Raw genomic sequence first — 26,236 nt, forward strand, 5'->3', positions numbered from 1 at the left:
CCATGAGCGAGCGCGTCCCGCCCAGCGAGAACGACGACGAGAAGCGCCCTATCGGCGCCGCCGAACCGACTCCCTTCCCCGGCGTGCGCACCGCAGCCGCCCACGCCGCGGCCGCCGCGAAGGACCGGACGGACGAGGGCGAGCCGTCTGCGGCCACGCCGCCGGCTCCCGCCGAGCGCGGCCCGCGCACGGGCTATCGCGGCGCGATGATCACCGGCGCGGTCGCCTTCGTGGCGCTGTTCGGAGGCGTGGGCGCCTATCTCGCCCATGCCGAGATCGCCGGCGCGGTTGTCGCGCCGGGCACGGTCGCGCTCGAGGGCCGCCCGCGCAGCGTGCAGCACCTCGACGGCGGCGTCGTGGACGAGATCCTGGCCGCCGAGGGCGACCTCGTCGCGCGGGGCGCCGTCCTGGTGCGCCTCGACGACACGGCGCTCGCGGCGAACCTCGCGATCTACGAGAACCGCTGGCGCGAGGCCATTGCGCGCCAGGCGCGGCTCGAGGCCGAGCGCGACGGCGCGCGGGAGGTCCGGCCGCTAGCGGGGCCAGACTCGGTCGTCGCCGTCCTGCCGCGGGACGCGCACCTCCTGGCCCAGGTCTCGCTGTTCGAGGCGCGCCGGGCCGCGCGCGAGGGGCAGATCCAGCAGGCGCGCGAGAAGATCGAGCAGCTCGCCAACCAGCGTCGCGGCGTCGAGGGCCTCGTCGCCTCGCTGGCCGAGCAGATCAGCTCCTACGACGACGAGATCGGCGGCCTGCGCGACCTCGTCGAGAAGGGCTTCGCCCAGCGCACGCGCCTGCTGGCCATGGAGCGCGAGCGCTCCGACCTCGTCGGCGCGCGCACCCGCGAGGAGGCCGAGCTCGCGCGCATCGACAACGCCAAGGCGGAGACCGAGATCGCCGTCCTCCAGATCGAGCGCGAGTTCAAGGAGGCGGTCCTCTCCGAGCTGCGCGACGTATCGCTCGAGGCGAGCGAACTCGCCCAGCAGATCGTCGCCACCCGCAAGCAGCTGGAGCGCATCGAGATCCGGGCGCCGGTCGCCGGCGTCGTGCACGAGCTCGCGCTCAACACGATCGGCGGCGTCGTCGCGCCGGGCGCAACAGTGGCGCAGATCATCTCCCGCGAGGACGGGCTCGAGATCGAGGCGAGCGTCGAGCCGATGGCGATCGACCGCGTGGCGGTGGATCAGAGCTCCTTCATCCGCTTCTCCGCCTTCAACGCCCGCACGACGCCCGAGCTCGTCGGTCGCGTGTCGCGAATCTCGGCGAACAGCGTCGTCGACGAGGCGACGGGCGCCTCCTTCTACCGCGTCGTCGTGCGGCTCGAGGCCGAGGAGCTGGCGCGGCTCGAGGGCCGCGTTCTCGTGCCCGGCATGCCCGCCGACGTCTTCATCACCACCGAGCAGCGCTCGATCCTCAGCTACCTGTTCAAGCCGGTCACCGACCACCTGGAGCAGGCGCTGCGCGAGCGCTGAGCCCGCCTTCGAGCGGCGGTGTCGGCCGCCGCTTGCACCCCGCGACACCGTCGGATAGCGATGACGCGCCGACCACACGAGAGGACCTTCGCCCATGACCGGCCAGACCAACGGGCAGACGAACGGCCACGCCAACGGCCGCGCGGCCGAGACGCCTGCCGCGACCCCGCCCGCCGATGGCGCGAAGCCGCAGGCCTCCGCGGAGGCGCTCGCGAAGATCGCGGAGGTGCGCGGCCGGCTGCTCGGGGCGGTGGGCCAGGTGACGCTCGCGCTCGCCGGCCTGCCGCGCTATCGCCACCAGAGCCTCGCCGACCTGCAGTCCCTCGTGCTCGAGCCGCTGGTGCGCGACCGCATTGCCATCGCGACGCCCCGCGCCGGCGAGGGCGACGAGAGCGCCGAGAAGCCCAGCGTCGATCTGGGCGCGCTCGCCGGCATCGCCATCTGGGCGAGCGTCTCGCCCGAGGTCGACGCGAAGATCCGCGAGCAGATCAAGGCCGGCGTCTTCCCCGTCCGCCTCAAGCCCGAGGACTGGGCGAGCGGCGACGCGGTCTGGCTCCTCGACGTCATCGCCCCCAACCAGCGCCTCGCCACCTCCGTGCTGGCGAACTTCCGCCAGGTGGCCAAGGGCCGCGCGGTGCTGATCCACCCGGTCGTCGCCCGCCAGGTCGACCGCGAGGCGCTGGAGAAGCTCGGCGCACGGCGCGCGGACGCGCCGGCGGCGGAGGATGGGGGTGGGGGGCAACGGTGAGGATGCCGTCACGATCGCGAGGCTAGGGCTCGATCACGACGCGCATGCGGATGAGGTCGTCCGCGAGGCCGCTGCACTCGGCTGTGCGATGCCTTGCCGCTGACGAAGGCGCGCGCGCTATGCGGCTTCCAGATGTCGTCCGCTCGCGCGACCCGAGCCATGAAGCGCCCCATGTCTCGTTAAGCGCGGGACAGGGCCGCTCCGCCCCAGCGCGAGCATTTTGGTCAGGGGTCGAAATACGAGCGAACCGCGGCAATCACGACATCGACTTCCGCATCGCCCATGCCCGCGAAAAGCGGGAGCCTGAGCAGCCCGCCGGCGACTTGCTCGGTAACCGAAAGCCGCCCGGACTCGCGCCCGAAGCGACGCCCAGCGGGCGCCGAATGCAAAGGTACGTAGTGGCTCGCCGCTCCGATGCCACGCGCCTTCAAGAAAGCCCTAAGCGCTTCGCGTTCCGTCTCATCTCTAAGAAGGAGCGCGAAGATGTGGGCATTATGCTCGGCATAGCTTGGTGGTCCCAGGACGCCGAACCGCCGGCGCTCGACCAGCTCGGCGAACGCCTCGTCGTAGCGCCGCCAGATGCGTCGGCGCTCCGCGGTAATTGCTGGAGCCGCGTCGAGCTGGGCGAGAAGGACCGCCGCGACGATGTCGCTCGGCAGATATGAGCTGCCTATGTCGATCCAGGTATATTTGTCGACTTCGCCGCGAACAAAGCGGGTCCGGTCGGTCCCTTTCTCCCAGATGATCTCCGCGCGCTCGACGAGTCCGGGATCGTTGACAAGGAGCGCGCCGCCCTCGCCGCTGACAACGTTCTTCGTCTCGTGGAAACTCAGCGCCGCGAGCGCGCCGATCGAGCCGAGCGGCCTGCCCTGGACCCAGGCGTTCAGTCCCTGCGCGGCATCCTCGATCAGGGTCAGGCCGTGGCGGCGCGCGATCCCCTCGATGGCAGCCATGTCGGCACCGACTCCGGCGTAGTGAACGACGCAGATGGCGCGCGTCCGCGGTCCGATCGCCCTCTCGATCTCGGCCTCGTTCAGGTTCAGCGTGTCCTCGCGAATATCCACGAAGACCGGCGTCGCGCCCCTCAGCACGAAAGCGTTCGCCGTGCTCACGAAGGTGAACGACGGCATGATCACCTCGTCGCCCGGACCGACGTCGGCGAGCATCGCCGACATTTCCAGCGCCGCGGTGCAGGAATGGGTCAGCAGGACCTTGGCCGAGCCGATCTGGTCGCGCAGGCGATCTTGGCAGGCCAGCGTGAAGGGGCCATGGCCCGAGACCCGTCCCGAGGCGAGCGCCTGCGCGACATTTTCCGCCTCGCGACCGGCGATGAGGGGCTTGTGGAGGGGAATCAAGCAAACTGCTCCCATGCGCTTCGGCGACGGAGCAAGGCGCCGCCTGCTCCAGTTCACCGATGCGAGCGTTACGCGCGCCGGCGGCCCGGTGCAAGCGATGCCACGCGGCCGAAGGCCTTTACGAGGATCGGTGCGCGTGCGAGTGGAAGGCGGTCAGTGCCGCGGCGAGCGGGAGCAGGTGCAGATGGGAGGATACAGCGGGCGAGCTAGCGGTCGGGCCCTCGTGACCGGCGGATGCGGCTTCATCGGCTCGAGTCTCGTGAGGAGGCTCGTGCTCGACGAAGGCATGCCGGTTCTCAATGTGGACAAGCTGACCTACGCGAGCGATCCGCAAAGCCTCGGCGATGCCAGCCGCTCGCCGCTCTACCGCCATGCCCGGATCGACATCTGCGACGGCGAGGCGCTGGCTGCGTCGCTCGCCGACTTCCAGCCCGACGTGATCTACCACCTCGCCGCTGAATCCCACGTCGATCGCTCGATTGACGGGCCCATGGACGTCGTGCGTACGAACCTCCTGGGCACGGCCTGCGTGCTCGAGGCCGCGAGGGCATACTGGTCCGCGCTCGACAGCCAGCGGCGGGACGCCTTTCGCCTCGTCCACGTATCGACGGATGAGGTCTTCGGAACGCTGCCGCTCGAGGGAGAGGCGCGGTTCCGGATCGGTGATCCCTACGCCCCCAACTCGCCCTACGCGGCGTCCAAGGCCGGAGCGGACCACCTCGCGCGAGCCTGGTGGCGGACCTACGGCCTGCCGGTCGTCGTCAGCAACGCCTCGAACAACTTCGGTCCCTGGCAGCATCCCGAGAAGCTGATTCCGACCATCGTCCTCGCAGCCCTCTCGGGAGCCCCGCTGCCCGTCTACGGTCGCGGCGTCAACGTGCGTGACTGGCTGTTCGTCGAGGATCACGTCGATGCGTTGCTCGCCGTGCGGCATCGGGGCAGGCCCGGGGCCCAGTACCTCGCGGGCGGCTACGGCGCCACCAGCAACATCGCCCTCGTAAGCATGATCTGCGCCGCCCTCGACCGCATTGCGCCCGACAAGAACGGTCCCTACGAGCGGTTGATCGCGTTCGTCGCCGATCGCCCGGGTCACGACTTGCGCTACGACGTGGATCCCGAGCCGCTACGCACCGAGCTCGGCTGGCATCCGCGCTTCACCCTGAGCGAAGGGCTCGAACGCACTGTTGCCTGGTACGTCGCGAACTTTGGGCGCTACGCGTCGCGGCTGCGGGAGAGCGGGCTCGTGCGTCGCGGGATCGTCTCGTCCCGCGAGAAGGCGGCGGATTCATGAGCGTGCAGGCGAGCAGGCTGGGCATCATCCTCGCGGGCGGGACGGGCTCTCGCCTCTACCCGCTGACGAGCATGGTCAACAAGCAGATCCTTCCGGTCTACGACAAGCCGCTGATATATTACTCGCTCTCGACACTGATGCTCGCGGGCATCCGGCGCGTGGCGATCGTGTCGACGCCGCAATGGCTCCCGGAGCTGCGGCGCTGCCTCGGGAACGGCGAGCACCTGGGGATCGAGATCCACTACGTGGTCCAGCCGAGCCCGGATGGAATAGCGCAGGCGATCCTGCTGTGCGCAAGTCTCATCGACGGTCCGGTGGCGCTGATCCTGGGTGACAACATCTTCTTCCGGACGGGGCTCGGGGACATGCTCCGCAAGGCCGCGGAGGTGGAGGACGGCGCGACGATCTTCGCTCTTCCCGTAGCCAAGCCCGAGCGCTTCGGCATCGTCGTGCTCGACGACGACGGACGGCCGCTGCGGCTCGTCGAGAAGCCCAAGACCTTCGTCGGGAATCATGCGGTGCCCGGACTCTATTTCTATGGCGCGGACGCCTTGGAGCTGGCGCGCACGCTGCGTCCCTCGGCTCGCGGCGAGCTCGAGATCACCGATCTCAACCGGATCTATCTCGAGCGCGGCGACCTGCGGCTCGAGATGCTCGGACGCGGCTGCGCCTGGCTCGATTGCGGCACGCCCGAGGATCTGTTCGAGGCGGGGCAACTCGTGCGGGTCCTGGAGGAACGCACCGGCATCAAGATCGCCTGCCCGGAAGAGGTCGCGCTCAACATGGGCTTTATCGACGATGCACAGTTCGCCGCGCTCGTGGCCGGCATGCCCGCGAGCAGCTACGCGGACTACCTCAGTGTCGTGGCCGGCGAGCGCACGCGGCGCGAGGTCGGTGTCCTATGATGCAGGAGCCTGCGGGGGAAACCGTCGTCGTCGCCACCCAGTCGAACTACGTGCCCTGGCGCGGCTACTTCGCCCAGATGCGCCGAGCCTCGACGTTCGTTCTCCTCGATTGCGTTCAGTTCACGCGACGGGACTGGCGCAACCGCAATCGGATCAAGACGCCTAATGGGCTCGCCTGGCTGACGATCCCGGTGGAGAGCAGGGGCCGGTTTCAGCAGGCCATCGACGAGACGCGGGTCTCCGACCCATCCTGGGCGCAGGCTCATCTGCGGTCCCTGGACGCGAGCTATCGGCGCGCGGCTGCGTTCGAGGCCGAGTTCCGCTGGATCGCCGACGCGTACGAGGCGGTGGGGCGCGAGGACATGCTGAGCGTGATCAACCGCGAGCTTCTGGTCGCGTTCGCCCGGCGTCTCGGCATCGCCACGCCGATCGTGCCGTGCGATGCCGTCTTGCCGCGTGCGGATTTGCTCGCCATGGATCCGAGCCGGCGGCTCCTGGAGCTGTGCCGCGCGCTCGGCGCCACGCGCTACCTCAGTGGCCCGGCAGCGCGCGACTACCTCGACGTGGCGCTCTTCGAGCGCGCGGGCATCCTCGTGGAATGGATGGACTACAGCGGCCTGGCTCCCTATCCCCAGTGCTGGGGCGGGTTCGAGCCGGCGGTCTCGATCTTGGATCTCGTCCTTAACGTCGGCTCCGCCGAGGGAGGTCGCCGAATCACGGGCTAGGATGCGCGACCCGCAGGACCCGCCAGACCAGCTTGCCCGTGGAACGACATTCCTGTAGGGCGGGATCGCGGGTGAAGGCCACCAGCAGGAGGACGCCGATGCCGTCTGACGTCGCCCGCGAGGACTCCCGCGCGGCACCGCTCGGGACCACCCACCTCGAGCGGATCGCGCGCTACTACGCCGGGACGCTGTCTGCCCACGGCCCGACGGCGCGTGGTGTCGACTGGCGGGACGAGGAGGGGCAGGAGCGCCGCTTCCGCGAGCTGTCGCACGTCATCGGCCACGACGCGACCGCGTCCGTCGCCGAGATCGGCTGCGGCTACGGCGCACTCGCCCACCACCTCCGGCGCCACGGGCTGAACGGCCCCTACCTCGGGCTCGACGTCGCTCCCGAGATGATCGCGGCGGCGATGCGCCATTGCGAGGGCCTCACGGCCGTCCGGTTCGTCGTCGGCTCGGTCCCGAGCGAACCGCATGACTACCTGCTCGCAAGCGGCATCTTCAATGTGCGGCTCGACATCCCCGACAAGGACTGGGAGGCTCACGTCTTCGCGACCATCGAGACGATGGGCGAACGCGCGCGCAAGGGGATCGCCTTCAACTGCCTCACGCGATACTCGGACGCGGACCGCATGCGGCGGACGCTGTGGTATCCGGACCCCGGGATGATCCTCGGCCGCTGCATCGCGCGTTTCGGCAATCGCGTCACCCTTGCCCACGATTACGGAATGTGGGAATTCACCGTCCGCGTCCGCTTCGAGGAGGCCGCAGCGTGACCCGTCCGATCGTCGTTTTCGGGGCCGGCGAGATCGCCGAGGTCGCGGCCTTCTATTTCGAGCGCACGCTGTCGCGTACCGTCGCGGCCTTCACAGTGGATGCCGCCTACCTGAAAGAGCCGACGCATTTCGGCCGGCCCGTGCTTCCCTTCGAGGAGGTGGCGCGCCGTTTCGATCCCGCCGAGCACGACGGCTTCGTCGCCTTGTCCTACGCGCGGATGAACCGGGTCCGTGCGGATAAGGTCGCGGCCATGCGTGGCGCCGGCTACCGGCTCACCAGCTACGTCAGCCCGAAGGCGAACGTGTTCACCGACGCGATCGGCGACAACTGCCTGATCCTGGAGAACAATACCGTCCAGCCGTTCACGCGCATCGGCGAGAACGTGGTCCTTTGGTCCGGCAACCACATCGGCCATCATTCGATTATCGAGGACAATGTCTTCGTGTCGTCGCACGTGGTCGTCTCCGGCTCCTGCCGTATCGGCGCGAACAGCTTTCTCGGCGTCAACGTGACGGTTACGGATCATGTGACGATCGCGCCCTTCACGCTCGCCGGCGCCGGCGTTCCGATCGCGAGCGACACCGAGCCGGAGGGAGTCTACGTCCTGCCGTTCAGCGCCGAGAAGCGTGCGGTGCCCTCCACGCGCCTGAAGCGGCTGTGAGCATGCGCGGGGGGCGGCAGACTTGGCTACCCCTGGGGCGCGTGCTGGAGCCGCGGCCGACCGACGGGTGGTGGACGAGCCATGCCGCCTACCCGACCGCCGTCACACGCCAGGACGGGACCGTCGACATCTACTTCTCGGTTCGCGACGGGGCGCAGCGATCCTCGCTGGCGTGCGTGCGAGTCGCGCTCGACGGCACCCGGTACGAGCGGGTCGGGCCCGTCGAAGGGCCGCTCCTCGAGCCGGGGCCGCGCGGCGCGTTCGATGCCGACGGCGTGACCGTCGGCTGCGTCCTCCCGATCGGCCGCCGCCTCCACGCCTACTATCTGGGCTGGACGGTTGGAGTCTCGGTCCCGTTCACGAACTTCATCGGCCTGGCCGTCGCCGATCGCCCCGGCGCACCTTTTGTGCGCGTCGGCGCGACACCGATCGTCGGCCGTTCGGAGGCGAACCCGCTCACCGTCGGCTACCCATGGGTCGTCGAGATGGGAGTGGGCGATTACAGGATGTGGTTCGGCAGCCACCTCTCGTGGGGCGAGGAGCGGCTCGCGATGGAGCATGTCGTCAAGGAGGCGCGCTCGCGCGACGGGCTGTCCTGGACGCAGTCGCCGCGCGTCGTGATCGGGCTGGCGGGCACTGCCGACCCGGGGGAGTTCGCGATCTCGCGGCCCTGCGTCGTGCGCGAGCCGGACGGGACGCTGTCGATGTGGTACGCGCGGCGCCGGCCCGGCTACGCCCTCGGTCATGCATGGTCTCCCGACGGCGGCGAGACCTGGGAGCGGCGCGACGATGCGCTCGTGATCTTCGGGGCTCCGGATGCCTGGGAGGCGACCGAGCGAACCTATCCCATGGTGTTCGACCATGGGGGCGAACGCTACATGCTCTACAACGGCGACGGCTACGGCCGGACCGGCTTCGGCCTCGCCGTCCTGCAGCGGTAGGCGCGCGACCTCAGCGCGCGCCGAGACCGACGAAAGCGACGCCGCCGACGATGAGCGCGACGCCGGCGATCTGGAGCGTCGAGACCGTATCGTCGAAGAAGGCCCAGCTGCCCAGCACGACCATCGGGAACGTCAGAGCCATGAACGGGTAGGCCAGGCTGAGCGGCAGGCGGGTCATGGCGACGAACCAGGCGGCCGCGGCGGTGCCGGCCATGAGGAAGGCGGCCACCACGTACGGATCCGTGAACACGCGCAGGATCCACAGCGCATAGTCGCCCGCTCCGCCAGCTGGGGGCGCGACGCTACCCACGCGCCATTTCACCAGCAGCTGGGCGACCACCGTCAGCCCGATCGTCGAGACCACCATCGACCACGCCAGCAGCATGCTCGCTCCTCGTTGCGCCCGGGGTGGGCCGTTCGCGCGCCGCTCAGGCGCGCCAGGGTGGAGGGGCGACGAGATGCCCCGACTCGGAGAGACGCCGCGCGACCGAGTCCACGCTGCGCGCATGCACACACAGCAGCAGGCGCGAGCGCGGAGGGATTGTCTCCAGGGCGACGAGTGGCCGGCCGTGGACGGCGGACCGGGTCGGCGCGTCCACGACGAAGGCCTCCGCTGCGGCAACGATGTCCGGAGCGTATCCGGCGAGCAGGTCCGCCGCCTCGCCGGCGCCGAAGACGAAGAAGGGCCGCTCCAGCGCAACAGCATCGCCGATGCGTCCCAGGAACGCCGCACGGTCGCGGGCGACCGCTGCGGCGTCCGTCGTCGGGCGATCCGCAGAACAGGCCGCGTTCGGCGTACACGTCCGCAGGCGCATGCAGCTCGCCCGGAACTCGCTCAGGTCGCCGTCGAGCGCGACGCTCGACACGAGCGACAGGCCCGCGCGCCCTGCGACGTGAGAGAGCGACGCGGCCGTGAACGAGGAGACATGGTCGGCGAAGAGGAGCTCGATCCCCGCGCGCTCGCCGTCCGGGGTGATCGAGAGGAAGACCCCGTTCGGCTCCAGCAGCGCCGCGACCAGGGCGTGGCTCCCGACGGGATCGAACATGTGCTCCATCACGTTGACCGCGACGATCGCGCCAAACCGCTCGCCCGCGGCACGCGCCCGATCGGCGCGGGCTTCGAGCCCACCTTCGCAGACGATCACGCCGCGCTCGCGCGCCTCGCGCGCCAGCGCCGTAGCCGGCTCGATTCCCTCCACCCGTGCATCGGGGTAGGTGGCGCCGAGCTCGGCGAGGAGATGACCGCGTCCGCTGCCGATCTCGAGGATGCGCCCGGGCCGCCTGCCGCCGAGCGCGTCCCGAAGGAGGTCGCGGACGAGCCGGGCGCGGCCCGCCTCCACGCCTGCCTCCGCGCCGAGCGTGTAGCCGTCCGCATAGATTGCCGCCGTGTCCTCGGCGGTCGGCTGCGGCACCTGATAGCCATAGCCGCACGCGAGGCAGGTCGCCCGGTAGAGCCCTCGGGCGATTACCCGACCGCTGCTGAGCACCGATCGGCACTGATGCGGCGATCGATGGAGCGCGGGCAGTGTCCGGGCGCCGCAGGCGGGGCAACCGTCCATCACGCGCCCGCCGCGTCGAGGGGCCGGGTGGCGACAACCTCGCGGATCAGCGTGCGCGGGCGCCGCTTCACCTCGAGGAAGATCGTGCCCACGTAGATCGCGATCAGGCCGGTGAACGACGTCGTCACGCCCATGATCAGGAAGAGCGCAGCCATGACCGACGTCCAGCCCTCGACGCCGACGCCGAAGGCGGCGTAGCGCACGAGGAGGTAGGCGACGAAGAGCGCGGAGAGCGCGCTGATCGCCAGCCCGATGAAGAACACCATCAGGAGGGGGCGGATCGAGAAGGCCGTCACCGCCATGATGAACAGCCAGGCGAGCTTGCGCAGGGTGTACTTCGTCGGGCGTAGGGACGGCTTGTGCATGGCGCAGGGCTCCTGCCGGAAGCCGGCCACGTGCATCACGCCCACGAGGAAGAGCTCGCGCTCCTCGAAGCGCAGCAGCTGATCGAGGTAGCGACGGCTCATCAGTCGCGCCGTCATGACGTCCTTCGGGAAGCTCACGTCGCTGAGCGCGGCGAGCAGCCCGTAGAAGGCGCGGCGGCACTGACGATAGACGAAGCCGCCCTTGGGCTTGCTCTGCAGCCCGTAGACGACGTCCGCACCGGTCTCGCGCATCCGCTCCCTGAAGGCGACCGCCCAGCCGGGGTCCTCCTCGAGATCGCCGTCGAGCATCATGACGAGATCGCCGCCGGCGTGCTCCAGGCCGGTCCAGAGCGCCTTGTGCTGTCCGTAGTTCCGGGCAAGTGCCACGAGGATCACGCGCGGGTCCCGTTCGGCAAGCGCGCGCGCCACGGCGGCCCCGTCGTCCGGCGAGCCGTCGTCGACGAAGACGACCTCGCACGCGCAGCCCATTTCCTCCGCGGCGGCGAAGGCCCGCTGTGCAAACGGCTCTATGCAGCCCGCCGTGCGGTAGATGGTGGTCACGAACGAGATCTTCACGGCCGCGTCTCGACTCCCGAATGACATGCGCTGCGGAGCTTGGCGGCTCGCAGCAGGCGATCGAAACGGGGGACGCGCATCGGGTCCGTCCAAAGGTCGGCGATCCCGCGATGCCCCGAGAGGTGCTTGAGACGACGAACCCAGCCATCCCGAACGCGATCGATCTCCGCGGCGGGTTTCCCCCCGAGCCATTCCACCACGATCGATGCCATGCTGCGGCTGCCTCGATCGTAGCCGACGAGGCGCTGGACCGCCTCGTACTGGGCCGGCATGGTCACGCTGCGGTGGAGACCGCTCATCCGTTCCGCCATGGTGCGCTCGATGGTTCACTTCGCCCAGGGTTCCGCATAGCCGCGCGGGACTTTCGTGGCCAGCGAATTCGAAGCGGAGTGCGGTGGGGCGGTCCCGACTGCAGCCGTTGTGCGACGCGCCATCTCCTTGACTCGCCGGGTGCAGCCGGCACATGTTCCGCGCGAGGCGACGGTGTCCCTGAGGTGGTCGCATGAGCGTTCGGCGCTACGGTATCCTGAAGCAGCGGGAGATCGCGGGCGAGGTCCAGAGGGCGGCAGAGGAACTTGCGACCTTCGGGTACACGCTCGTCGACTCGGGCTACCCCGACGCCGCGCTCGACCGGATCGAGGCTTCCTTTATGCGAGCGCGTGTAGCGAGCGAGGAGCGGTTCGGGCGCTCGCGCCTGGAGGCTGTCGACGAGCACAACACAATTCGCTTGCCCATGTTGTACGACCGCGTGTTCCTGGAACTCGCGACGCACCCCATGATCCTCGCCTTGTGCCGTGAGATGATCGGGCCGGTGGTCCTCAGCCAGCAGAACGGCGTCGTCAACCCCGGCGGCGGCGGCCCCTACAACCAGGGTGCGTTCCACCGCGACCTGCCCTATCAGCATTTCACGTCGAGCCGTCCGCTCGCGATCAACGCGCTCTTCTGCGTCGACGATTTCACCGTCGACAATGGCGGCACGATCGTCCTGCCCGCCAGCCACCGTATCGAGGAATTCCCGTCGGAGCCGTTCATCGCTGCGCACGCGCTGCCGATCTCCGCTCCGCGGGGCACGTTCATCGTGCTCGACTGCATGGCCTTCCACTCCGGCGGGAGCAATGCGACGGAACGGGACAGGCGGGCGGTCAACCACGTCTACACGACGCCCGTGATCAAGCAGCAGATCGACATTCCCCTAGCTCTCGGGCCGAGCTTCACCGAGGACACCGAAACGAGATGGCTGCTCGGCTACGGCATGAGTGTGCCGCGGGGCGTCGAGGCATACATCGCGCAGCGCGAAGCGAAGCAGTGAGCGGCGCCGCCGCGGCCGGCAGTCTTCGGGACCCGTCCACTCTCGTCGGGTGCGAGTGACATCGCCCCACCGGGACGTTTCCCCACGATGCGGAAAGCGGTATCGACGTGCGTTCTCCCCCTAACTCGTCCCTGGTCCTGTCGCGACCGGTTCTAGTCGTGCTGATCATCCTCGGCCTCATGGCGATGGCGCTGGAGCCAGCGCTCGTCTATCTGCTGCGCCCCTACCTGGCCTACGAGAACGGGTGGGACGAGACGACCTACCTGACCTATCAGGGGGCCCGCGCGGCGGCGCACCATCCCGTGCGGTTCGCCTCCGGTCACGTCGTCACGTGGCTCCACGAGCTAGGCGTCTCCGGGGAGATCCAAAACCTGGTGATGGACGGGCTCGCGCTCCTCGTCGGCAGCGCCCTCACCTTCGCCCTGGTGCGACGTTTCGCAGGCCCGTCCGCCGGGCTCCGTGCGGTGTGGTTCGGCTTCATCGGCCTCGTCCTGTTCAACCAGTCGAATCCACTGCTCCTGGGGGCATTCCCCAACCTGCGCTTCGAGGACACATTCTGGGCCGTCGCCTGGGAGGGGTTCCACCCCTTCCTGCGAACGCCCGAGCCGCAGCTCAGCCTGCTCTGGGTCGCGCTGGCCGTCGCCGCCCTTGGACGGTTCCGCCAGCCCGCGATCCTGCTCCTGCCGGTGCCGCTCCTCTATTTTCCCGTCGCCGTGGGGTACGGCTATGTCGTCGGGGTCTTCATCCTGTGGCGGGGTCTCGAGCGCTTCGGCATCGGGACCGCGCACCCTCCCGTCGTCCGAGTCCTGGCGTGCAACGCACTCGTCTGGCTCGCGGGCGTGTCCGCCTTCGTGGCGGCACGCCTCGTCGTCGACTTCGACGAAGCCGGAGAGTTCGGCCTCGGAGCACTGACCCACGCACCCTTCCTCTCCGTCAACCTGATCTGGACCATCGCGGCCGTGGGTGCCGCACTCGCTGCCGCGTCGCCGATCCTGGACGGCACACGGCGCACTCGGTGGATCGTGGCCGGCGTCACCGTCGTCCTGCTCCAGGCCTTCATCGCGTTGCAGCAGGTGCTCTCGGGAGCCGCGATCCATCCGACCATGCTGCAGTCGGTCGTCGGCACCTGCGGCTCCGCCTTCGCGCTCGTGCTCCTGCTCGAAGCCGCTCTGCTGCGCGCGACGCGCCCGGACGCGCGGGCGGCAGTTGCAGTCGGCGCCGCCGCCTGCTCGCTCTGGATCCTCGTCTCGCATCATTCCGCCCAGGGTCTCGACCTGGAGCGTGGGCGGTACTTCATCGTGATCAATCACGATCTTCCGCCCGAGGACCTCGCGCGCCTGCGCGAGGCCTCCCTGACCACGATCGTTCCGAGCCCTGTCCTGTCGGGCTACGTCGCGCTGATGGCGCCGCGGGCGCTCGCGCCCCCCTTTGCGCATACCTACGCCTATCCCTGGTACCTGAAGGCGTGCCCGGAAGCCGTGCCCGCGCTGCGAGCGGCCGCGGCCTATGTCGAGGCAAACCGCGACGACCCGCGTCTCACCGAGTGGCTGCCCGACCTCGACAGGTGGATGAGCGACGTCCTCTCGGTCGCCGACACGCTCTCGCCCGAGGATCTCGAGGGTCCCCCCTGCACCGACGTCGACCCGACGCGGGAGATCACCATCCAGCCGCTCGACGGAGACATCTTTGCATGGATACTGCGATGAACCCTCTTCGCGCGCTCCGCTCGACGGCGGCAGCGGTGTCCTGATGCCGATCGACGAGCCCGAGAGCTTCATCGAGGACGTCGGCGAGCGTGCTCGCATCCGGGCAGAGGCCGGTTTCGGCCTGCGCGAGATCCGCGACGAGATCGAGCGGCTACCCGCGGGGGCACGGGTCCTCGAGATCGGCTGCGGGACGGGATGCCTCCTGGCCCGGCTCTCAGTCCTGCGGCCCGACCTCGCGTTCGAAGGGCTCGAGCCGATCGGGAAGGGATTCGCCAAGTTCGAGCACGCGTTGACCCAGGTGGCGGAATCATACCGCGGCATCAGGATCCACCGCGCGCCGATCGAGGGCTTTGGTCTGGAGCCCGGCGCAGGCGAGTTCGACCTCGTCTTCTCCGTCAACGTGTTCGAGCACCTCACCGACTGGCGCCAGGCGCTCGATCGCTCCGTAGCGCTCCTGTCACCGGGGGGGCGCATGCTCGTCCTGTGCCCGAACTATGCGTTTCCCTACGAGTCGCACTTCGGCATACCGATCGTTCTAGGACCGGGCCCGACGCGCGCGCTCTTCCGGCGTCGCATCGAGCGGCTCGAGCGGGAGCTCGACGCGGCTTCGCTCTGGGATTCGCTGAATTTCATCACGATCCCTGCAGTGCGGCGCCATTGCAGGGCGCGCGGCGTCAGCGTCACCTTCGATCGTGGCATCATGGAACGGATGCTCGCTCGACTGGACAACGACCCCGAATTCGCCCGACGCCAGGGCGCGATGGCCAACGTCGCACGCCTCCTCGTGCGCATGCGCATCGCACGGCTTCTCCAGGTCATGCCGGCCGACATCGCCCCGTACATGAAGGCTGTCATCCACATCTGATCCGGCTGTGAACTCGATGGTCCTGCGCACACGGGTGCGAGAGGTCGCACAATCGGGCATCGCTCACTCGACGCGAGGTGCGGAGCGGCGCTACCACCCTCGTTCAGCATTCGTTTTGGCGCGTCGCAAGGCGCGGATTTGCCCTGGACACCGCGTCTCAAAGACTGTCGACGAGAGTCAAGCGCAACTACAAAGACGCCATCGTGTGCCGCACGGTGGCGCACAAGGCGAAGCGGACTGGCGCCTTCGGCTCGCTGATCGGCCGTGCCGACGTGGGCTGTGGCCGCGTCGTTGAGCGCGAATGCGAGGCTTGTTGCGAACGGAGCCTGCGCCCCCGACCGGCGCAGCTCGACTTGGTGCAACATAATCGACGAGGTTCACGGCTATGGCGAAACAGTCGGTGAATTTCCGCTCGACGAGCTGCAGGCGTACCCGACTGTTTCCCCTGTGCGGCGAATCTTGTCCATATCGCTCGGGCTCATCTCCGTTTCGATCCAGTCGCGCTCCCAAGGGCAATTGGTCGAAGCGACGGAGGAAACGTGTCGAAACGCTCCACATTCCGGGCGCCTGGTACGCTTCGGTGCTTCCGCGACGGTCTCTCAGGAAGCAGGCAATATCCAGGCGATCGAAAACTGTTTCTTCTGAAGGGCTTAGGTGGTGAGCGCGCTGGGGCTCGAACCCAGGACCTACAGATTAAAAGTCGGTTCCGGCTCCCTCACCTACCCTAACAAATCTGCGCATCCGCTCCCCTTCAAGCCCTTGCGGCGTCTGATTTTTGGCTCTATGTTCGGCACTGTTAGTCACTCAGGGTAACGGCCGCTAACACCCCCGATCCGTTACCCCGGCGTTACCCCGGGAGCCGATCCGATGCCGAAGGCCCTCACCGTGCGCGCCGTCGAGAGCGCCAAGCCGAGCGACGCTCGACGCGAGATCCCGGACGGGGGATGCGCCGGCCTGTACCTCATCGTCCAGCCGAGCGGCGTGAAGTCGTGGGCGGTGCGCTACCGTTCCCCCGTCACCGGGAAGCCGGTCAAGCTCACCTTGAAGGGCGTACCGCCCGAAGCGCTCGCGGACGCCCGCAAGGCCGCGCGCGACGCGCTGGCAGCCGTGAGCGAGGGACGCGACCCGAGCGCCGAGCGCAGCGCCGCCAGGGCCGCGACGATCGCGGCCGCGCGGGACACGTCCGACACGGTCGCGGTGCTCCTAGACCGCTTCCTCTCGACCCGTCCCTTGCGCGAGCGCACCGCGGCCGAATACCGGCGGCTCGCCGAGCGCCTGATCAAGCCCGCGCTCGGCTCCCGCAAGGTCCAGGACGTGCGCCGGCGCGACGTGATCGCCCTTCTCGACGGCATCGCCGAGCGCGCGCCGATCTCGGCGAACCGGACACTCGCGCTCGTGCGGGTGTTCTACGGCTGGTTGGCAAGCCGCGACATGGTCGAGACGTCGCCGGTGCTCGGCGTGAAGCCGCCGGCGCGCGAGACGAGCCGGGATCGGTTCCTCGAGGATCGGGAGATAGCGGCCCTCTGGAGCGCCACGGGCGGCATGGGCTACCCGATGGGGCCGCTCGTGCGCGTGCTGCTTCTCACCGGCCAACGGCGCGAGGAAGTCACCGGCATGCGGTGGGAGGAACTGGACCTCGACGGCGGCGCCCCGCGGTGGACACTGGAGCGCAGCCGGACGAAGAACGACACGGCGCACGTCGTGCCGCTCTCCCCCGCCGTGGTCGAGATCCTGCGCGGCCTCCCTCGCTCGACCTTCGCCGCCGAGAACGGCGCGGAGAAGCCTTCGCCCTTCGTCTTCACCACGACCGGCAAGACGCCCGTCTCCGGGCTGTCCAAGGCGAAGGACATCGCCCATCGGGAGATGACGGCGGCGCTCGGCGCAGAACCCGCGCCCTGGCGGCTCCACGACCTGCGACGCACGGCTTCTACCCTCATGGCCCGGCTCGGCATCCCGCAAGAGCACGTCGAGGCCGTCCTGAACCATCGCACGGGGAAGGCCGGCGGCGTCGCTGGCGTCTACAACCGATTCTCCTACGCCGACGAGAAGCGCCGGGCCCTGGCGGCGCTCGCCGGGCTCGTCGCCGAGATCACCGGCAACGCCCCGGCGAACGTCGTGGCGCTTCGGAGGGCCGGGTCATGACGTTCACGATCGCGCTCTCGCGGACCTGCATGCATGCCCCGTCGGCGGTGGACGTCGCGGCCGTCGCGGCGGCGATGATATGGCCGGATGACGAGCGGGCACGCGCGGCATGGATTCGGGCGGTCATCGTCGAGGATTGGGGGAACCGGCTCGACACGATGAGCGCCGACGAAGCTCGTGCCTTCGCCCGGTTCGTCGTCGAGACGCGCGACCGGGTGCATCACCTGCAGCCGGTCGCCGAGACGCGAATGCTTCAAGGCGTCTTCGTCGGCGACGTCGTCGGCTTTGCGATCTTGCGGCATACCAACGACGGCTCGCCATCGATCGCGACCGAAATCGCACGTGCGATCAGGGCTTTCAGCCGTTCCGAAGGCGCGGCGCGGGCGGCTCGCCCCGATTTGCACGACGGACGCAAGCGCTATTTCTCAGTATCGGAAGCGAGTTACAGGAAAGCTAATCAATTATTTAGGCCCGTTCTACATCTATGGGCGGCGTATCGATATATGTGCGAGAACACATCTGCACCTCAGAACGTGCCATGTTTACCTGAACATCTTCCTTCTTTCCTCAGTATAGCCGAGCGGTTCCGGCTTGCCGGGGAAGCCGCGACCCCGGCGCGTAGCGCGGAAGGTCCAATCATCCGCGGCGCGGCCCGGCTCCCTGATCTCGTCCAGGTCGAGCCGGCGACGTTCACCGAGCCCGCGGCCTGATCACGTCTCGACTGGTAGAGATTCCGTTTCCAGCGGACGCCGCTCAAGGCGTTCGCCATCAATCGCACACGTCCTAACAACGGAGTGTGCTCATGGCTTCGCCCGTCCCGACGCCGCAGGCCGGCCCGGTCTACCTCACCGCCTCGCAGGTTCGCGCCCGATACGGCGGCGTCGCCGATATGACCATATGGCGTTGGTTGCGAGATCCGGCGCTCGGCTTCCCGCAACCCGAATACCGTCGGAAGCGCCGCTACTGGCTCGCCTCGGATCTCGACGCCTTCGACGCGAAGCAACGCGAGGCGAGCCGCCCCGGGCCTTCCGGCGCCGTCCAGGCCGCGCCGGCGACCATGGGGGCGTGACCATGGCCGCGCCGACCTTCACCCACTGCGCGGGCTCCCTCGCGGTCTACGACGGCACGCGCCGAATCGGGAACCTCGTTCCCCGCGCCGGCAAGCTCGAGGCGTACGACGCCGAAGGGATCTACATCGCCTCGTTCCCTGAGAACGACCGCCGCGCCGCGATGCGCGCCGTCTCGGCAGCCGACGCCAAGGCCCGCGAGATGCGCGAGGCCGCGGCATGACGGCGCTCGCCGAAGCTCCCTCCCCCGCTGCGAGCTCGCGCGAGGCCCGCGCCATGTTCGCCGATCGCCAGCGACAACGGCTCGACTTCGTCGCCGAGAACGCCGCGATGCTCCGGACCTATGCCGAAGTGCTGGAACGGCTCGCCGCGGCCGGTGACAGGCTCGGCGCGACGCATGCCACCAACGAGGCGACCCGGCGCCTGCGCGTGATCCGCGAGACCATGGCCGAAGCAGCGGAAGACGCCGCCGAGATCGGCGCCACGACGGGGGCGGACCCGAGATGAGCGACCCCCTCGACGAAGCGGCCGTGCGCGCGCTCGCCACGCTCGACGCGTCGGCGCTCTACGGCAAGCCCGTCCCGCCGCGGGCCTGGCACGTCGACGGGCTCATTCCCAGCGGCACCGTGACCATCGTCAACGGCGACGGGGGAACCGGCAAGAGCCTCATCGCGAAGCAGCTGGGCGCCGCGACGATCCTCGCGCGCCCGTGGCTGGGCAGGCCATGCGTCGGCGGCCGTGTGCTGTACCTTTCGGCCGAAGACGATCGGGACGAAATCCACCGCCGGCTCGTGGACATCGCCAGGGCCGAAGACGTGAGCCTCGCGGATCTCGACGGCCTCGTGATCGCGCCTCTCGCTGGTGAGGATGCCGTGCTCGCCGCGCCGGACGGACGCAACGGGCTCATCAAGGAAACGCCCCTGTGGCGCGGGCTGCGATTTCAGGCCGTGACGCTCGAGCCCGCGCTGATCATCCTCGACAACAGCGCGGACGTCTTCGGGGGAGACGAGAACAACCGCGCGCAGGTGCGGCAGTTCGTCGGGATGCTGCGCGGCCTTGCGATCGAAACGGGGGCCGCGATCGTCCTCCTATCGCATCCGTCCGTCGCCGGCATGGCGAGCGGGTCGGGCACGTCGGGGTCGACCGCCTGGAGCAACAGCGTGCGATCCCGCCTCTACCTCAAGCGCGTGACCACGAACGAAGGCGGGTCGATCCTCGAGCCCGATCCCGACTTGCGCACGCTCTCGACCATGAAGGCGAACTACGGCCGCACCGGCGAGACGATCCCGCTCCGCTGGCGAGACGGGGTGTTCGTCGCCGAAGAGACCGCGACCCCCTCGACCCTCGACCGCATGACGCAAGCCGCCCGCGCCGAGCGTGTCTTCCTCGACCTGGTCGACGCCTACAGCGCAGAGGGACGGGCCGTCTCGCCGAGCCCAAGCGCCTCCTACGCCCCCACGCAGTTCGCCCGCGACCCCCGCGCTCAGGGCATCCCGAAGGGCGCTCTCATCGCAGCGATGAACGCCCTGTTCGCAGCCGGCACGCTCGCCACCGCCGAGACAGGCCCCCCATCCAAGCGGCGTCAACGCATCGTGCGAAATACCAACCCGGAGGCGAACTGATGCCTTCCAACGCCCTTCCAACGTCAGCAATGGTTGCATGCCAACGCCCTTCCGACGCCCTTCCGACAGGCTTCGAACGGGGTGCCAACGGCTTCCAACCCCCTGTGTGTTCCAACCCCCATACCCCCTACACGCGGGCGCGCTCTTCCGAGCGAGCCGCGCCGCGTGAACCGGTGGCGACGACGCACCGCTCGCCGGCTTCGGCGTGTCCTGATCCTTGCACGAGAGCCGAACCGATCGCGCCGCGTCCATGCTCGCCTTGCGCCGACGCCCTCAAGGGTAGGGGGTGCGACGACCTCAAGGACCGCGCCGAGTCCGGACCGGCGGGGGACAACACGCACGGGTTTTTTTCTTCCGCGGTTGATTTTCCGGGGCTGTCGGCATGCTCGCTCGACGTGCTCAAGCATCTCTCTCGCAAGGGAAATCCCGGCTTCACGCGCCTCGCAGCGTTTGATTTTTTCGCGTCGCCGCGAAATCAAGCGACCGGGCGCGCCGCACGCCATCGATCATCGGAGGTGGCGCCGTGACGGCGCCCGATGACGATCTCCTGGACCTGCTTCGGCGGATCGATCCCACCGCGCCCGTGTCGGCGCCGCTGGCGAGCGCGGCGCGGGCGGCTCGGGTCGCTGCCATCCTGGAGCGGCTGGACGATCCCGACGCGCGTGCGCACGCTAGGGGCCTGCGCGCATTCCTCACCGACGCCCCGCTCGGCGTGGATCTCGACCTCGCGCTCGGCGTCTCTCCCGCCCCCGGGTGTCGGGCCTGGCACGAGGAAGCCCGGCGGATGCGGCGCGACGACGCCCTGCGCGCGCTCGCGGCGATCGTCGAGGGCTCGACGGCACGGCGCGCCGAGCTGATCGCCGAGCGGCTGGAGCGCTACGCCGCCTCGACCTTCCGGCACGATCGGCGAGCCGGCATGCCGGCGACGACCCGAGAGACGCGGCGCCTGGAGTTCGCGGCGCTCGTGGAGAACGGCGGGCAACCACCATCGGCCCGGACGATCCGGCGAGCGCTCGGCGAGCGCATCGGGGTCGAGGCGGACCCTGGGTGACCGGTGCGCGAGCTTGGCCACGAGCGGCGCGGGGCGCTGGCCAGCCGATCGCGGCACGGTGAAGCTCACGGAGGTTCACCCGATGCCCTTCCTCGACTGGTTCCGATCCGCGAAGCCCGAGACCGAATCCGCCGACGCACTCGCGCGCCGCCTCGACGAAGCCCGTGCCGAGCGGCGCGCCGCGGAAGATCGCGTGCTCGAGCTGCGGCGCGAGCGCGAGGCGCGGCTTCTCGACCTCGACGATGACGCCGTGCTCGCGATGGATGACGAGCGGGCGCGCCTGTCGCTGGCGCTGGAGCGCCTGGACGTCGCCGTTCCCCGTCTCGAGGAAGCCCATGCGGCGGCCGTGGGGCGCGAGACGGCAGCCGAGCGCCGCGCGGTCCGGGAAGCCTACGCCGATCGCCTGGAGACCCTGGAACACGCGCTCGTCGAGTTCGAGTCGGCGCTCGCCGAGTGTCGCGAGTTCCGCGAGCGCCCGGAGCATCAAGCCCACTTCCTGCCGAACGGCGACCACCCGCCCCACCGCACCCACGAGCGCGCCGCGGAAGCGCTGCGCGAGATGATCACGACCATGCGCACGGAGGGCGCCCGATGAGCTTCGAACGCTGCGCGGACTGCGAAGGCCCCCACGTCTGCATGAAGGTGAGCCGCTGCTACCTCAAGGGCGCCACGCCCGCCGTCAAGCACAACGGCGGCGGCGCGCCTTCCACGCCGCTCCCCGTCCCTTCCACGATCGGCGCGAGCGCGCCGGCGAGCCCGGAGGCCGCACCCATGAACGATCTCTCCCGCGAGGCGCTGGCGAAGGCCGGCCTCGCCCTTCTCGCCGCGAAGGCCATCGATGCCGACCTGCGCGACGCGCTCGGCGGCTCGTCGCCCGGCGTGCTCGCCATCGTCGAGAGGGCGTACCCCGCCGACGTCGTAAAGACGGTGAAGGCGATCGGCGACGCGATCGCGTCGCGCAAGGGCACGCACGCGCTGTCCGACTTCGCCAGCGGCGGCGCGCTCTCGCTTCCCGACTTCGCCTCGACGCTGATCGCCGGCCTCGAGAATCGGACCGTCGTGCGCCGGATGAATCCGCAGATCTTCAACATAGCCGGCACGCTGATCATGCCGCGCGAGGACAATGCGCCGGCGGGCTCGTGGCTCGGCGAGAACGACCGCCCCACGCCCGGCAATTTCGAGTTCGGCGACGTCCGCCTCGACCCGCGCCGCCTCGCCGTGGAGATCGTCGTCTCGCGCTCCCTCATTCGCCAGTCGACGAGCGGCATGTCGGCGGTGCGGAACCTCGAGCAGACCCTCATGGCGCGCCTCGTCGAGAAGCTGCGCGTCAACGAGGATGCGGGCTACCTGCGCGGTTCGGGCACCGCCTACGTCCCGCTCGGTCTGCGCTCGCAGGTCGCGCCGGCGAACGTCAACGCGATCACCGGCACGACGTCGGTGAGCATCGAGGCGGACCTCTCCGCCGCGACGGTCGCGCTCGCGAACGCGAACATTCCGCTGACCCGCGAAACCGGGTTCTGGATCATGCCGCACCGCACGCGGTCTCATCTCGCGGACCTTCGCGACGCCAACGGCAACAAGGTGTTCCCGTCGATCGAGATCAACGGCACGCTCAAGGGTCACCTGATCCTCGACACGAACCAGGTGCCGAGCAACCTCGGCGGCGGCGGCAACGAGGGCGAGATCATGTTCTTCCACGGGCCGAGCATCGTCATCGCGCAGGGCGGGGACGCAGAGGCGCGGATCTCGACCGAGGCGACGTACATCGACGCCGCCGGGAGCCCGCGCTCCTGCTTCCAGCACAACGAGATGCTCTTCCACGTCGAGATGGCGGGCGACTTGCGGCTCCAGCGCGCCGCGGCCGGCTCCGTGATCACCGGCGTGACCTACTGACCGGCTCCCCTGAGGGGGATATGGCGGGGCGTAGGGCCGGCCCCGAAACCGCGCGCGTGACCCTCAGGGGTGCGCACCTCGCTCCCGCGCGCGGGCGGTCCAGGCGGGCGGGTTCGCCAGGCACACGGCCCCCGGGCCGTGAGGACCCGCCCGCCGCTCCCTCTCGCGAATGAGGAATGCTGACCATGGCGAGCAACGCGGTAATCGGCGCCCTGCGCGTCGACCTCGGGATGGATAGCGCGCAGTTCGGCCGTGACGCCAAGAAGGCGCAAGGCACGCTCGCGGGGCTCGGGAAGTCGTTCGCGAGCGTCGGGACCATGCTTGCCGGCGCGCTCTCGACGGCAGCAATCGGCGCGGCGGTCCAGAATGCGGTCGCCGCCTACGCCGAGTTCGATCGCGCGCAGCGGACGATGCAGGCCACCCTCGAGGCCACGGGCTTCGCCGCGGGCCGGACGCGGGAGCAACTGGAGAACCTCGCGCGTGACGTCGGATTCGAGAGCCTCGCGTCGACGGAGGGCGTCCGCAACGCCATCGCCCAGCTTCTCACCTTCAAGTCGGTCCAGGGCGACACCTTCGATCGCACGATCCGCGCCGCGCAGGATCTCGCCGCGGTCGGGTTCGGCACGCTCGAATCCTCGACGGTCCAGCTGGGCAAGGCGCTCGAGGACCCGATCAACGGCCTCACGGCGCTACGCCGCGTCGGCGTCTCGTTCACCGCCGATCAACGGGAGCTGATCCGCGGGTTCGTCGAGATGGGGCGCGTCGCCGATGCGCAGCGCGTCATCCTGGAGGCCGTCGAGGGACAGGTCGGCGGCGCCGGCAACGCGGCCGGCGGTGGGCTGGCCGGCGCCTTCGATGGGCTCTCCGAAGAAATCGCGCAGACCACGCGCAGGGCCGGCGCGGCCATCGCCGAGTTCACGCGGCTCGGCGAAGTCGTCGCGGGCGTGACCGCGATCCTGCGATCGGACAACCTGCGCGCCGATGGTGGGCTCCGGGGGACGCAGGAGGAGATCCGCCTCACGACGCAGGCGCTCGGCGAGTTGCGCGCGCAGTACGATCGGCTGACCCGCGGCCGCGTCTCGCCGTCCGGTGCCGCGCTCGAGGAAGTCCGGCGGCTCGAGGCGGCCATCGCGACGCAAGAGGCGCGCCTTCGCGGCATGCGCCAAGCCGAGAACGCCTATCGCGTCCAGGACGCGCACGCCGAGATCATCGTGGCGCGCCGGGCCGAAGCCGCGGCCGCGCAGGAACAAGCGCAGCGGATCGGCGACGTCATGGGCGCGCTCAACGAGGAGATCGCCGCCGCGAGCCGCTCGGCTGCCGAGAACATGGCCCGCGCTCGGATAACGGAGGCCGGCGTCGCGCTCGACTCGGCGGAGGCGCAGGCCATCCGGGCGAAGGTGTTCGAGCTGGACCGCCTCACGGCATCCACCGGCGCCGCGGCCTCTCAGGCGAGCCGCGTGCAGGAAGAGATGCGCGCCGCGGGCGAAGCCGTCTTCGAGTCGACGCGCACGCCGCTGGAGGCGCTGAACGCCGAGATGACGCGCCTCGGCGAACTGGTGCAAGCCGGCGCGATCAACCAGGACACCTACTCGCGCGCCGTCAAGCAGGCGCAGGACGCGTTCAGCGAGGCGCAGCTCGCCGGGAACGACTTTGCGCAGACGCTCGAGGGCTCGATCAACTCCGCGTTCGACTCGATCCTTCAGGGCACGTTCGATCTGGGCAAGACGCTTCGGGCGTTCGCGAACGACGTGGCGCGGATGTTCTTCCGCCGCGGCGTTTCTGCGCTCATGGATGGCATCTTCGGGAGCGTCGGCGGCAAGGCCGGCGCGCCGCTCAACCTCGCTTCTTTCATCACGCCCCGCGCCATGGGCGGGCCGATCGCGGCGGGGAGTCCCTACCTGGTTGGCGAGCGTGGCCCCGAACTCATCGTGCCCCGCGCCGCGGGGACGGTGATCCCGAACCACGATCTCATGGGCGCCGCCGGGGGAGGCAACGTCCAGGTCAACATCATCAACAACGCGAAGACGGACGTCCGGACCCGTGAGCGGCAGACCGCGGGCGGGAAGACCCTCGACGTGATCGTGGATGAGATGGTCGCGGACAAGATCGGCACCCCGGGCTCGGCGTCCAGGCGTGCGCTCCAGGCCAACGGCGGGCTTTCGCCGCAGCTCGCGAGGCGCTGACCATGACCACGCCGACGTGGCCCGCGGGGCTCACGCCTCGCGCGTACCAGATCCTGCGCGGCCCGCGCTCTCTCGGCGCGGGTCAGACGATCCAGATCGTCCAGTTCAACAACCGGGCGATCCCCGGCATCGTGGCGGACGTGCAGAAAAGGAGCGGTTGATCATGCCGTGGAAGGACCCGCCTCCGAACGTCACCCTCTCCCACGATCGCGCCGAGATGGCGCGCCTCATGGGCAGCGTGACGGCGCTCCGTTTCATGCTCGCGCTCTTCCTGTCGGCGTCCTTCTCGCGCCCGGGCGGGCTCACGGCGCTCGCGGACCTCGAGGGGCAACTCGCCGCGCAGCCGATCGCGCACCCGTCCGGCTCCGATCCGATCATGCGCAGCGCGATCGACGACGCGACCCGCGCCGAGATCCGGCGGATCTGCGCGGACGCGCGCGCTCGCATCTCGGCAGCCGACGACGCCGCGGGCCGGCGGCCGAACTGAGGACGGCGACGATGGCGCGTGACGGGATGGTCCGCATGAAGGTCGAAGGGCTGCGCAACGTCGACCGCGCCCTCGCAGCGCTGGGCAAGAACCAGGCGCGGGGGATCATGCGCCGCGCTCTCGTGGCGGCGGCGAAGCCCATCGCCGACGAAGCCGCGAGCCTCGCTCCCGAGTTCCGGGGCGACCTGCAGGAGTCGATTCGCTACGGGTCGCGCCTCAGCCGTCGCCAGGCCGCGCAGCAGCGGCGGGCGGACCGCGCGGCGGGTCGGCGCGACTTCGTCAAGCTCTACGTCGGCGCCGGCCCTCTCCCGCAAGCCCATCTGCGCGAGTTCGGGACCGCGGACATTCCGCCGTCGCCGTACATGCGCCCCGCCTGGGACAAGCACGGTGGCGCGCGTGCCCTGTCGACCATCCTCCGTGAGCTGCGCGCCGGCTATGTCCGGGAGCTCGCCCGCGAAGCGAGGAAGGCAGGCGGCGGCCGGCGCCGCCGCTGACGCCCGGCTCGCGCTTCCCAGATCGGCCCCATGCCGATGCCGGCG

Annotated in this window: 29 protein-coding genes; 24 read left to right on the forward strand and 5 right to left on the reverse strand. The window is 69.7% G+C overall.

Annotated features, from left to right (window positions below):
- Positions 1-2: 2 nt before the first annotated feature.
- Entirely contained in the window at positions 3-1,469 is a 1,467-nt protein-coding gene (locus G407_RS0112845) for an HlyD family type I secretion periplasmic adaptor subunit (RefSeq protein ID WP_052341320.1), read from the forward strand.
- Positions 1,470-1,563: 94 nt separating this feature from the next.
- Entirely contained in the window at positions 1,564-2,217 is a 654-nt protein-coding gene (locus G407_RS27530; RefSeq protein WP_052341321.1) for a toxin-activating lysine-acyltransferase, read from the forward strand.
- Between the two features lie 224 nt (positions 2,218-2,441).
- Here G407_RS27530 and rffA read toward each other — a convergent pair whose 3' ends face one another.
- Positions 2,442-3,572: a dTDP-4-amino-4,6-dideoxygalactose transaminase gene (gene rffA / locus G407_RS0112855; protein WP_029031121.1), complete on the reverse strand. Its 1,131-nt coding sequence runs from the start codon at positions 3,570-3,572 to the stop codon at positions 2,442-2,444.
- A gap of 184 nt (positions 3,573-3,756) precedes the next feature.
- Here rffA and rfbB point away from each other — a divergent pair, with 184 nt between their 5' ends.
- The 6 genes from rfbB (at position 3,757) to G407_RS0112885 (ending at position 8,872) form a co-directional block, all read left to right on the forward strand.
- On the forward strand, positions 3,757-4,863 hold the full coding sequence (gene rfbB / locus G407_RS27535; protein WP_043539720.1) for a dTDP-glucose 4,6-dehydratase: 1,107 nt from the start codon (positions 3,757-3,759) through the stop codon (positions 4,861-4,863).
- Entirely contained in the window at positions 4,860-5,768 is a 909-nt protein-coding gene (locus G407_RS0112865; RefSeq protein ID WP_029031122.1) for a sugar nucleotidyltransferase, read from the forward strand. Before rfbB ends, G407_RS0112865 begins: the two co-directional genes overlap by 4 nt.
- A complete protein-coding gene (locus G407_RS0112870; protein ID WP_084327506.1) occupies positions 5,765-6,493 on the forward strand; it encodes a WbqC family protein in 729 nt (242 codons plus the stop codon). Before G407_RS0112865 ends, G407_RS0112870 begins: the two co-directional genes overlap by 4 nt.
- 98 nt (positions 6,494-6,591) lie before the next feature.
- The gene (locus G407_RS0112875) at positions 6,592-7,269 is read left to right on the forward strand and encodes a class I SAM-dependent methyltransferase (protein WP_052341322.1); all 678 of its coding nucleotides are present in this window, start codon (positions 6,592-6,594) and stop codon (positions 7,267-7,269) included.
- Positions 7,266-7,931, forward strand: coding sequence for an acetyltransferase (locus G407_RS0112880; RefSeq protein WP_029031125.1), 666 nt, complete (start codon positions 7,266-7,268; stop codon positions 7,929-7,931). Before G407_RS0112875 ends, G407_RS0112880 begins: the two co-directional genes overlap by 4 nt.
- 2 nt (positions 7,932-7,933) lie before the next feature.
- A complete protein-coding gene (locus G407_RS0112885) occupies positions 7,934-8,872 on the forward strand; it encodes a glycoside hydrolase family protein (RefSeq protein ID WP_029031126.1) in 939 nt (312 codons plus the stop codon).
- Between the two features lie 10 nt (positions 8,873-8,882).
- Here G407_RS0112885 and G407_RS0112890 read toward each other — a convergent pair whose 3' ends face one another.
- From G407_RS0112890 to G407_RS0112905, 4 genes are all read right to left on the reverse strand, one after another.
- Complete coding sequence (locus G407_RS0112890; protein WP_052341323.1) at positions 8,883-9,257, reverse strand: DMT family transporter; 375 nt, start codon at positions 9,255-9,257, stop codon at positions 8,883-8,885.
- Positions 9,258-9,300: 43 nt separating this feature from the next.
- Positions 9,301-10,284, reverse strand: coding sequence for a class I SAM-dependent methyltransferase (locus G407_RS0112895; protein WP_029031128.1), 984 nt, complete (start codon positions 10,282-10,284; stop codon positions 9,301-9,303).
- A 146-nt stretch (positions 10,285-10,430) separates the two neighbouring features.
- Positions 10,431-11,372 carry a glycosyltransferase family 2 protein gene (locus G407_RS0112900; RefSeq protein ID WP_029031129.1) on the reverse strand — a complete coding sequence of 314 codons (942 nt, stop codon included), beginning with the start codon at positions 11,370-11,372 and terminating at the stop codon, positions 10,431-10,433.
- On the reverse strand, positions 11,369-11,683 hold the full coding sequence (locus G407_RS0112905; protein WP_029031130.1) for a hypothetical protein: 315 nt from the start codon (positions 11,681-11,683) through the stop codon (positions 11,369-11,371). Before G407_RS0112905 ends, G407_RS0112900 begins: the two co-directional genes overlap by 4 nt.
- Before the next feature lie 191 nt (positions 11,684-11,874).
- On the opposite strand from G407_RS0112905, the gene G407_RS0112910 reads away from it, so the two are divergent.
- The 16 genes from G407_RS0112910 (at position 11,875) to G407_RS0112990 (ending at position 26,191) form a co-directional block, all read left to right on the forward strand.
- The gene (locus G407_RS0112910) at positions 11,875-12,681 is read left to right on the forward strand and encodes a phytanoyl-CoA dioxygenase family protein (protein WP_029031131.1); all 807 of its coding nucleotides are present in this window, start codon (positions 11,875-11,877) and stop codon (positions 12,679-12,681) included.
- A 158-nt stretch (positions 12,682-12,839) separates the two neighbouring features.
- Entirely contained in the window at positions 12,840-14,387 is a 1,548-nt protein-coding gene (locus G407_RS0112915; RefSeq protein ID WP_029031132.1) for a hypothetical protein, read from the forward strand.
- Positions 14,388-14,430: 43 nt separating this feature from the next.
- On the forward strand, positions 14,431-15,252 hold the full coding sequence (locus tag G407_RS0112920; RefSeq protein ID WP_029031133.1) for a class I SAM-dependent methyltransferase: 822 nt from the start codon (positions 14,431-14,433) through the stop codon (positions 15,250-15,252).
- Positions 15,253-16,119: 867 nt separating this feature from the next.
- Positions 16,120-17,394: a tyrosine-type recombinase/integrase gene (locus G407_RS27540; protein ID WP_043539721.1), complete on the forward strand. Its 1,275-nt coding sequence runs from the start codon at positions 16,120-16,122 to the stop codon at positions 17,392-17,394.
- Complete coding sequence (locus tag G407_RS0112935; RefSeq protein WP_029031134.1) at positions 17,391-18,104, forward strand: hypothetical protein; 714 nt, start codon at positions 17,391-17,393, stop codon at positions 18,102-18,104. The genes G407_RS27540 and G407_RS0112935 overlap by 4 nt, the downstream gene beginning before the upstream one ends.
- Before the next feature lie 92 nt (positions 18,105-18,196).
- Positions 18,197-18,463, forward strand: coding sequence for a helix-turn-helix transcriptional regulator (locus G407_RS27545; RefSeq protein WP_043539722.1), 267 nt, complete (start codon positions 18,197-18,199; stop codon positions 18,461-18,463).
- Between the two features lie 2 nt (positions 18,464-18,465).
- Positions 18,466-18,684 (forward strand): hypothetical protein, encoded by a 219-nt coding sequence (locus tag G407_RS0112945; protein WP_043539724.1) that lies wholly within the window; start codon positions 18,466-18,468, stop codon positions 18,682-18,684.
- Positions 18,681-18,968, forward strand: coding sequence for a hypothetical protein (locus tag G407_RS0112950; protein ID WP_029031136.1), 288 nt, complete (start codon positions 18,681-18,683; stop codon positions 18,966-18,968). The genes G407_RS0112945 and G407_RS0112950 overlap by 4 nt, the downstream gene beginning before the upstream one ends.
- The gene (locus G407_RS27550) at positions 18,965-20,083 is read left to right on the forward strand and encodes an AAA family ATPase (protein WP_084327508.1); all 1,119 of its coding nucleotides are present in this window, start codon (positions 18,965-18,967) and stop codon (positions 20,081-20,083) included. Before G407_RS0112950 ends, G407_RS27550 begins: the two co-directional genes overlap by 4 nt.
- Before the next feature lie 523 nt (positions 20,084-20,606).
- A complete protein-coding gene (locus tag G407_RS0112960) occupies positions 20,607-21,134 on the forward strand; it encodes a hypothetical protein (protein ID WP_029031137.1) in 528 nt (175 codons plus the stop codon).
- Positions 21,135-21,216: 82 nt separating this feature from the next.
- Positions 21,217-21,729 carry a hypothetical protein gene (locus tag G407_RS0112965; protein ID WP_029031138.1) on the forward strand — a complete coding sequence of 171 codons (513 nt, stop codon included), beginning with the start codon at positions 21,217-21,219 and terminating at the stop codon, positions 21,727-21,729.
- Complete coding sequence (locus G407_RS0112970; RefSeq protein ID WP_029031139.1) at positions 21,726-23,027, forward strand: phage major capsid protein; 1,302 nt, start codon at positions 21,726-21,728, stop codon at positions 23,025-23,027. The genes G407_RS0112965 and G407_RS0112970 overlap by 4 nt, the downstream gene beginning before the upstream one ends.
- 176 nt (positions 23,028-23,203) lie before the next feature.
- A complete protein-coding gene (locus tag G407_RS0112975; RefSeq protein ID WP_029031140.1) occupies positions 23,204-25,210 on the forward strand; it encodes a phage tail length tape measure family protein in 2,007 nt (668 codons plus the stop codon).
- Between the two features lie 2 nt (positions 25,211-25,212).
- On the forward strand, positions 25,213-25,371 hold the full coding sequence (locus G407_RS31755) for a hypothetical protein (protein ID WP_156917578.1): 159 nt from the start codon (positions 25,213-25,215) through the stop codon (positions 25,369-25,371).
- A 2-nt stretch (positions 25,372-25,373) separates the two neighbouring features.
- Positions 25,374-25,697, forward strand: a complete 324-nt coding sequence (locus G407_RS0112985) for a hypothetical protein (RefSeq protein WP_029031141.1) — start codon at positions 25,374-25,376, stop codon at positions 25,695-25,697.
- A gap of 35 nt (positions 25,698-25,732) precedes the next feature.
- Positions 25,733-26,191, forward strand: coding sequence for an HK97-gp10 family putative phage morphogenesis protein (locus G407_RS0112990; RefSeq protein WP_169728785.1), 459 nt, complete (start codon positions 25,733-25,735; stop codon positions 26,189-26,191).
- Positions 26,192-26,236 lie beyond the last annotated feature (45 nt).

Source organism: Salinarimonas rosea DSM 21201 (assembly GCF_000429045.1).
Taxonomy (GTDB): domain Bacteria; phylum Pseudomonadota; class Alphaproteobacteria; order Rhizobiales; family Beijerinckiaceae; genus Salinarimonas; species Salinarimonas rosea.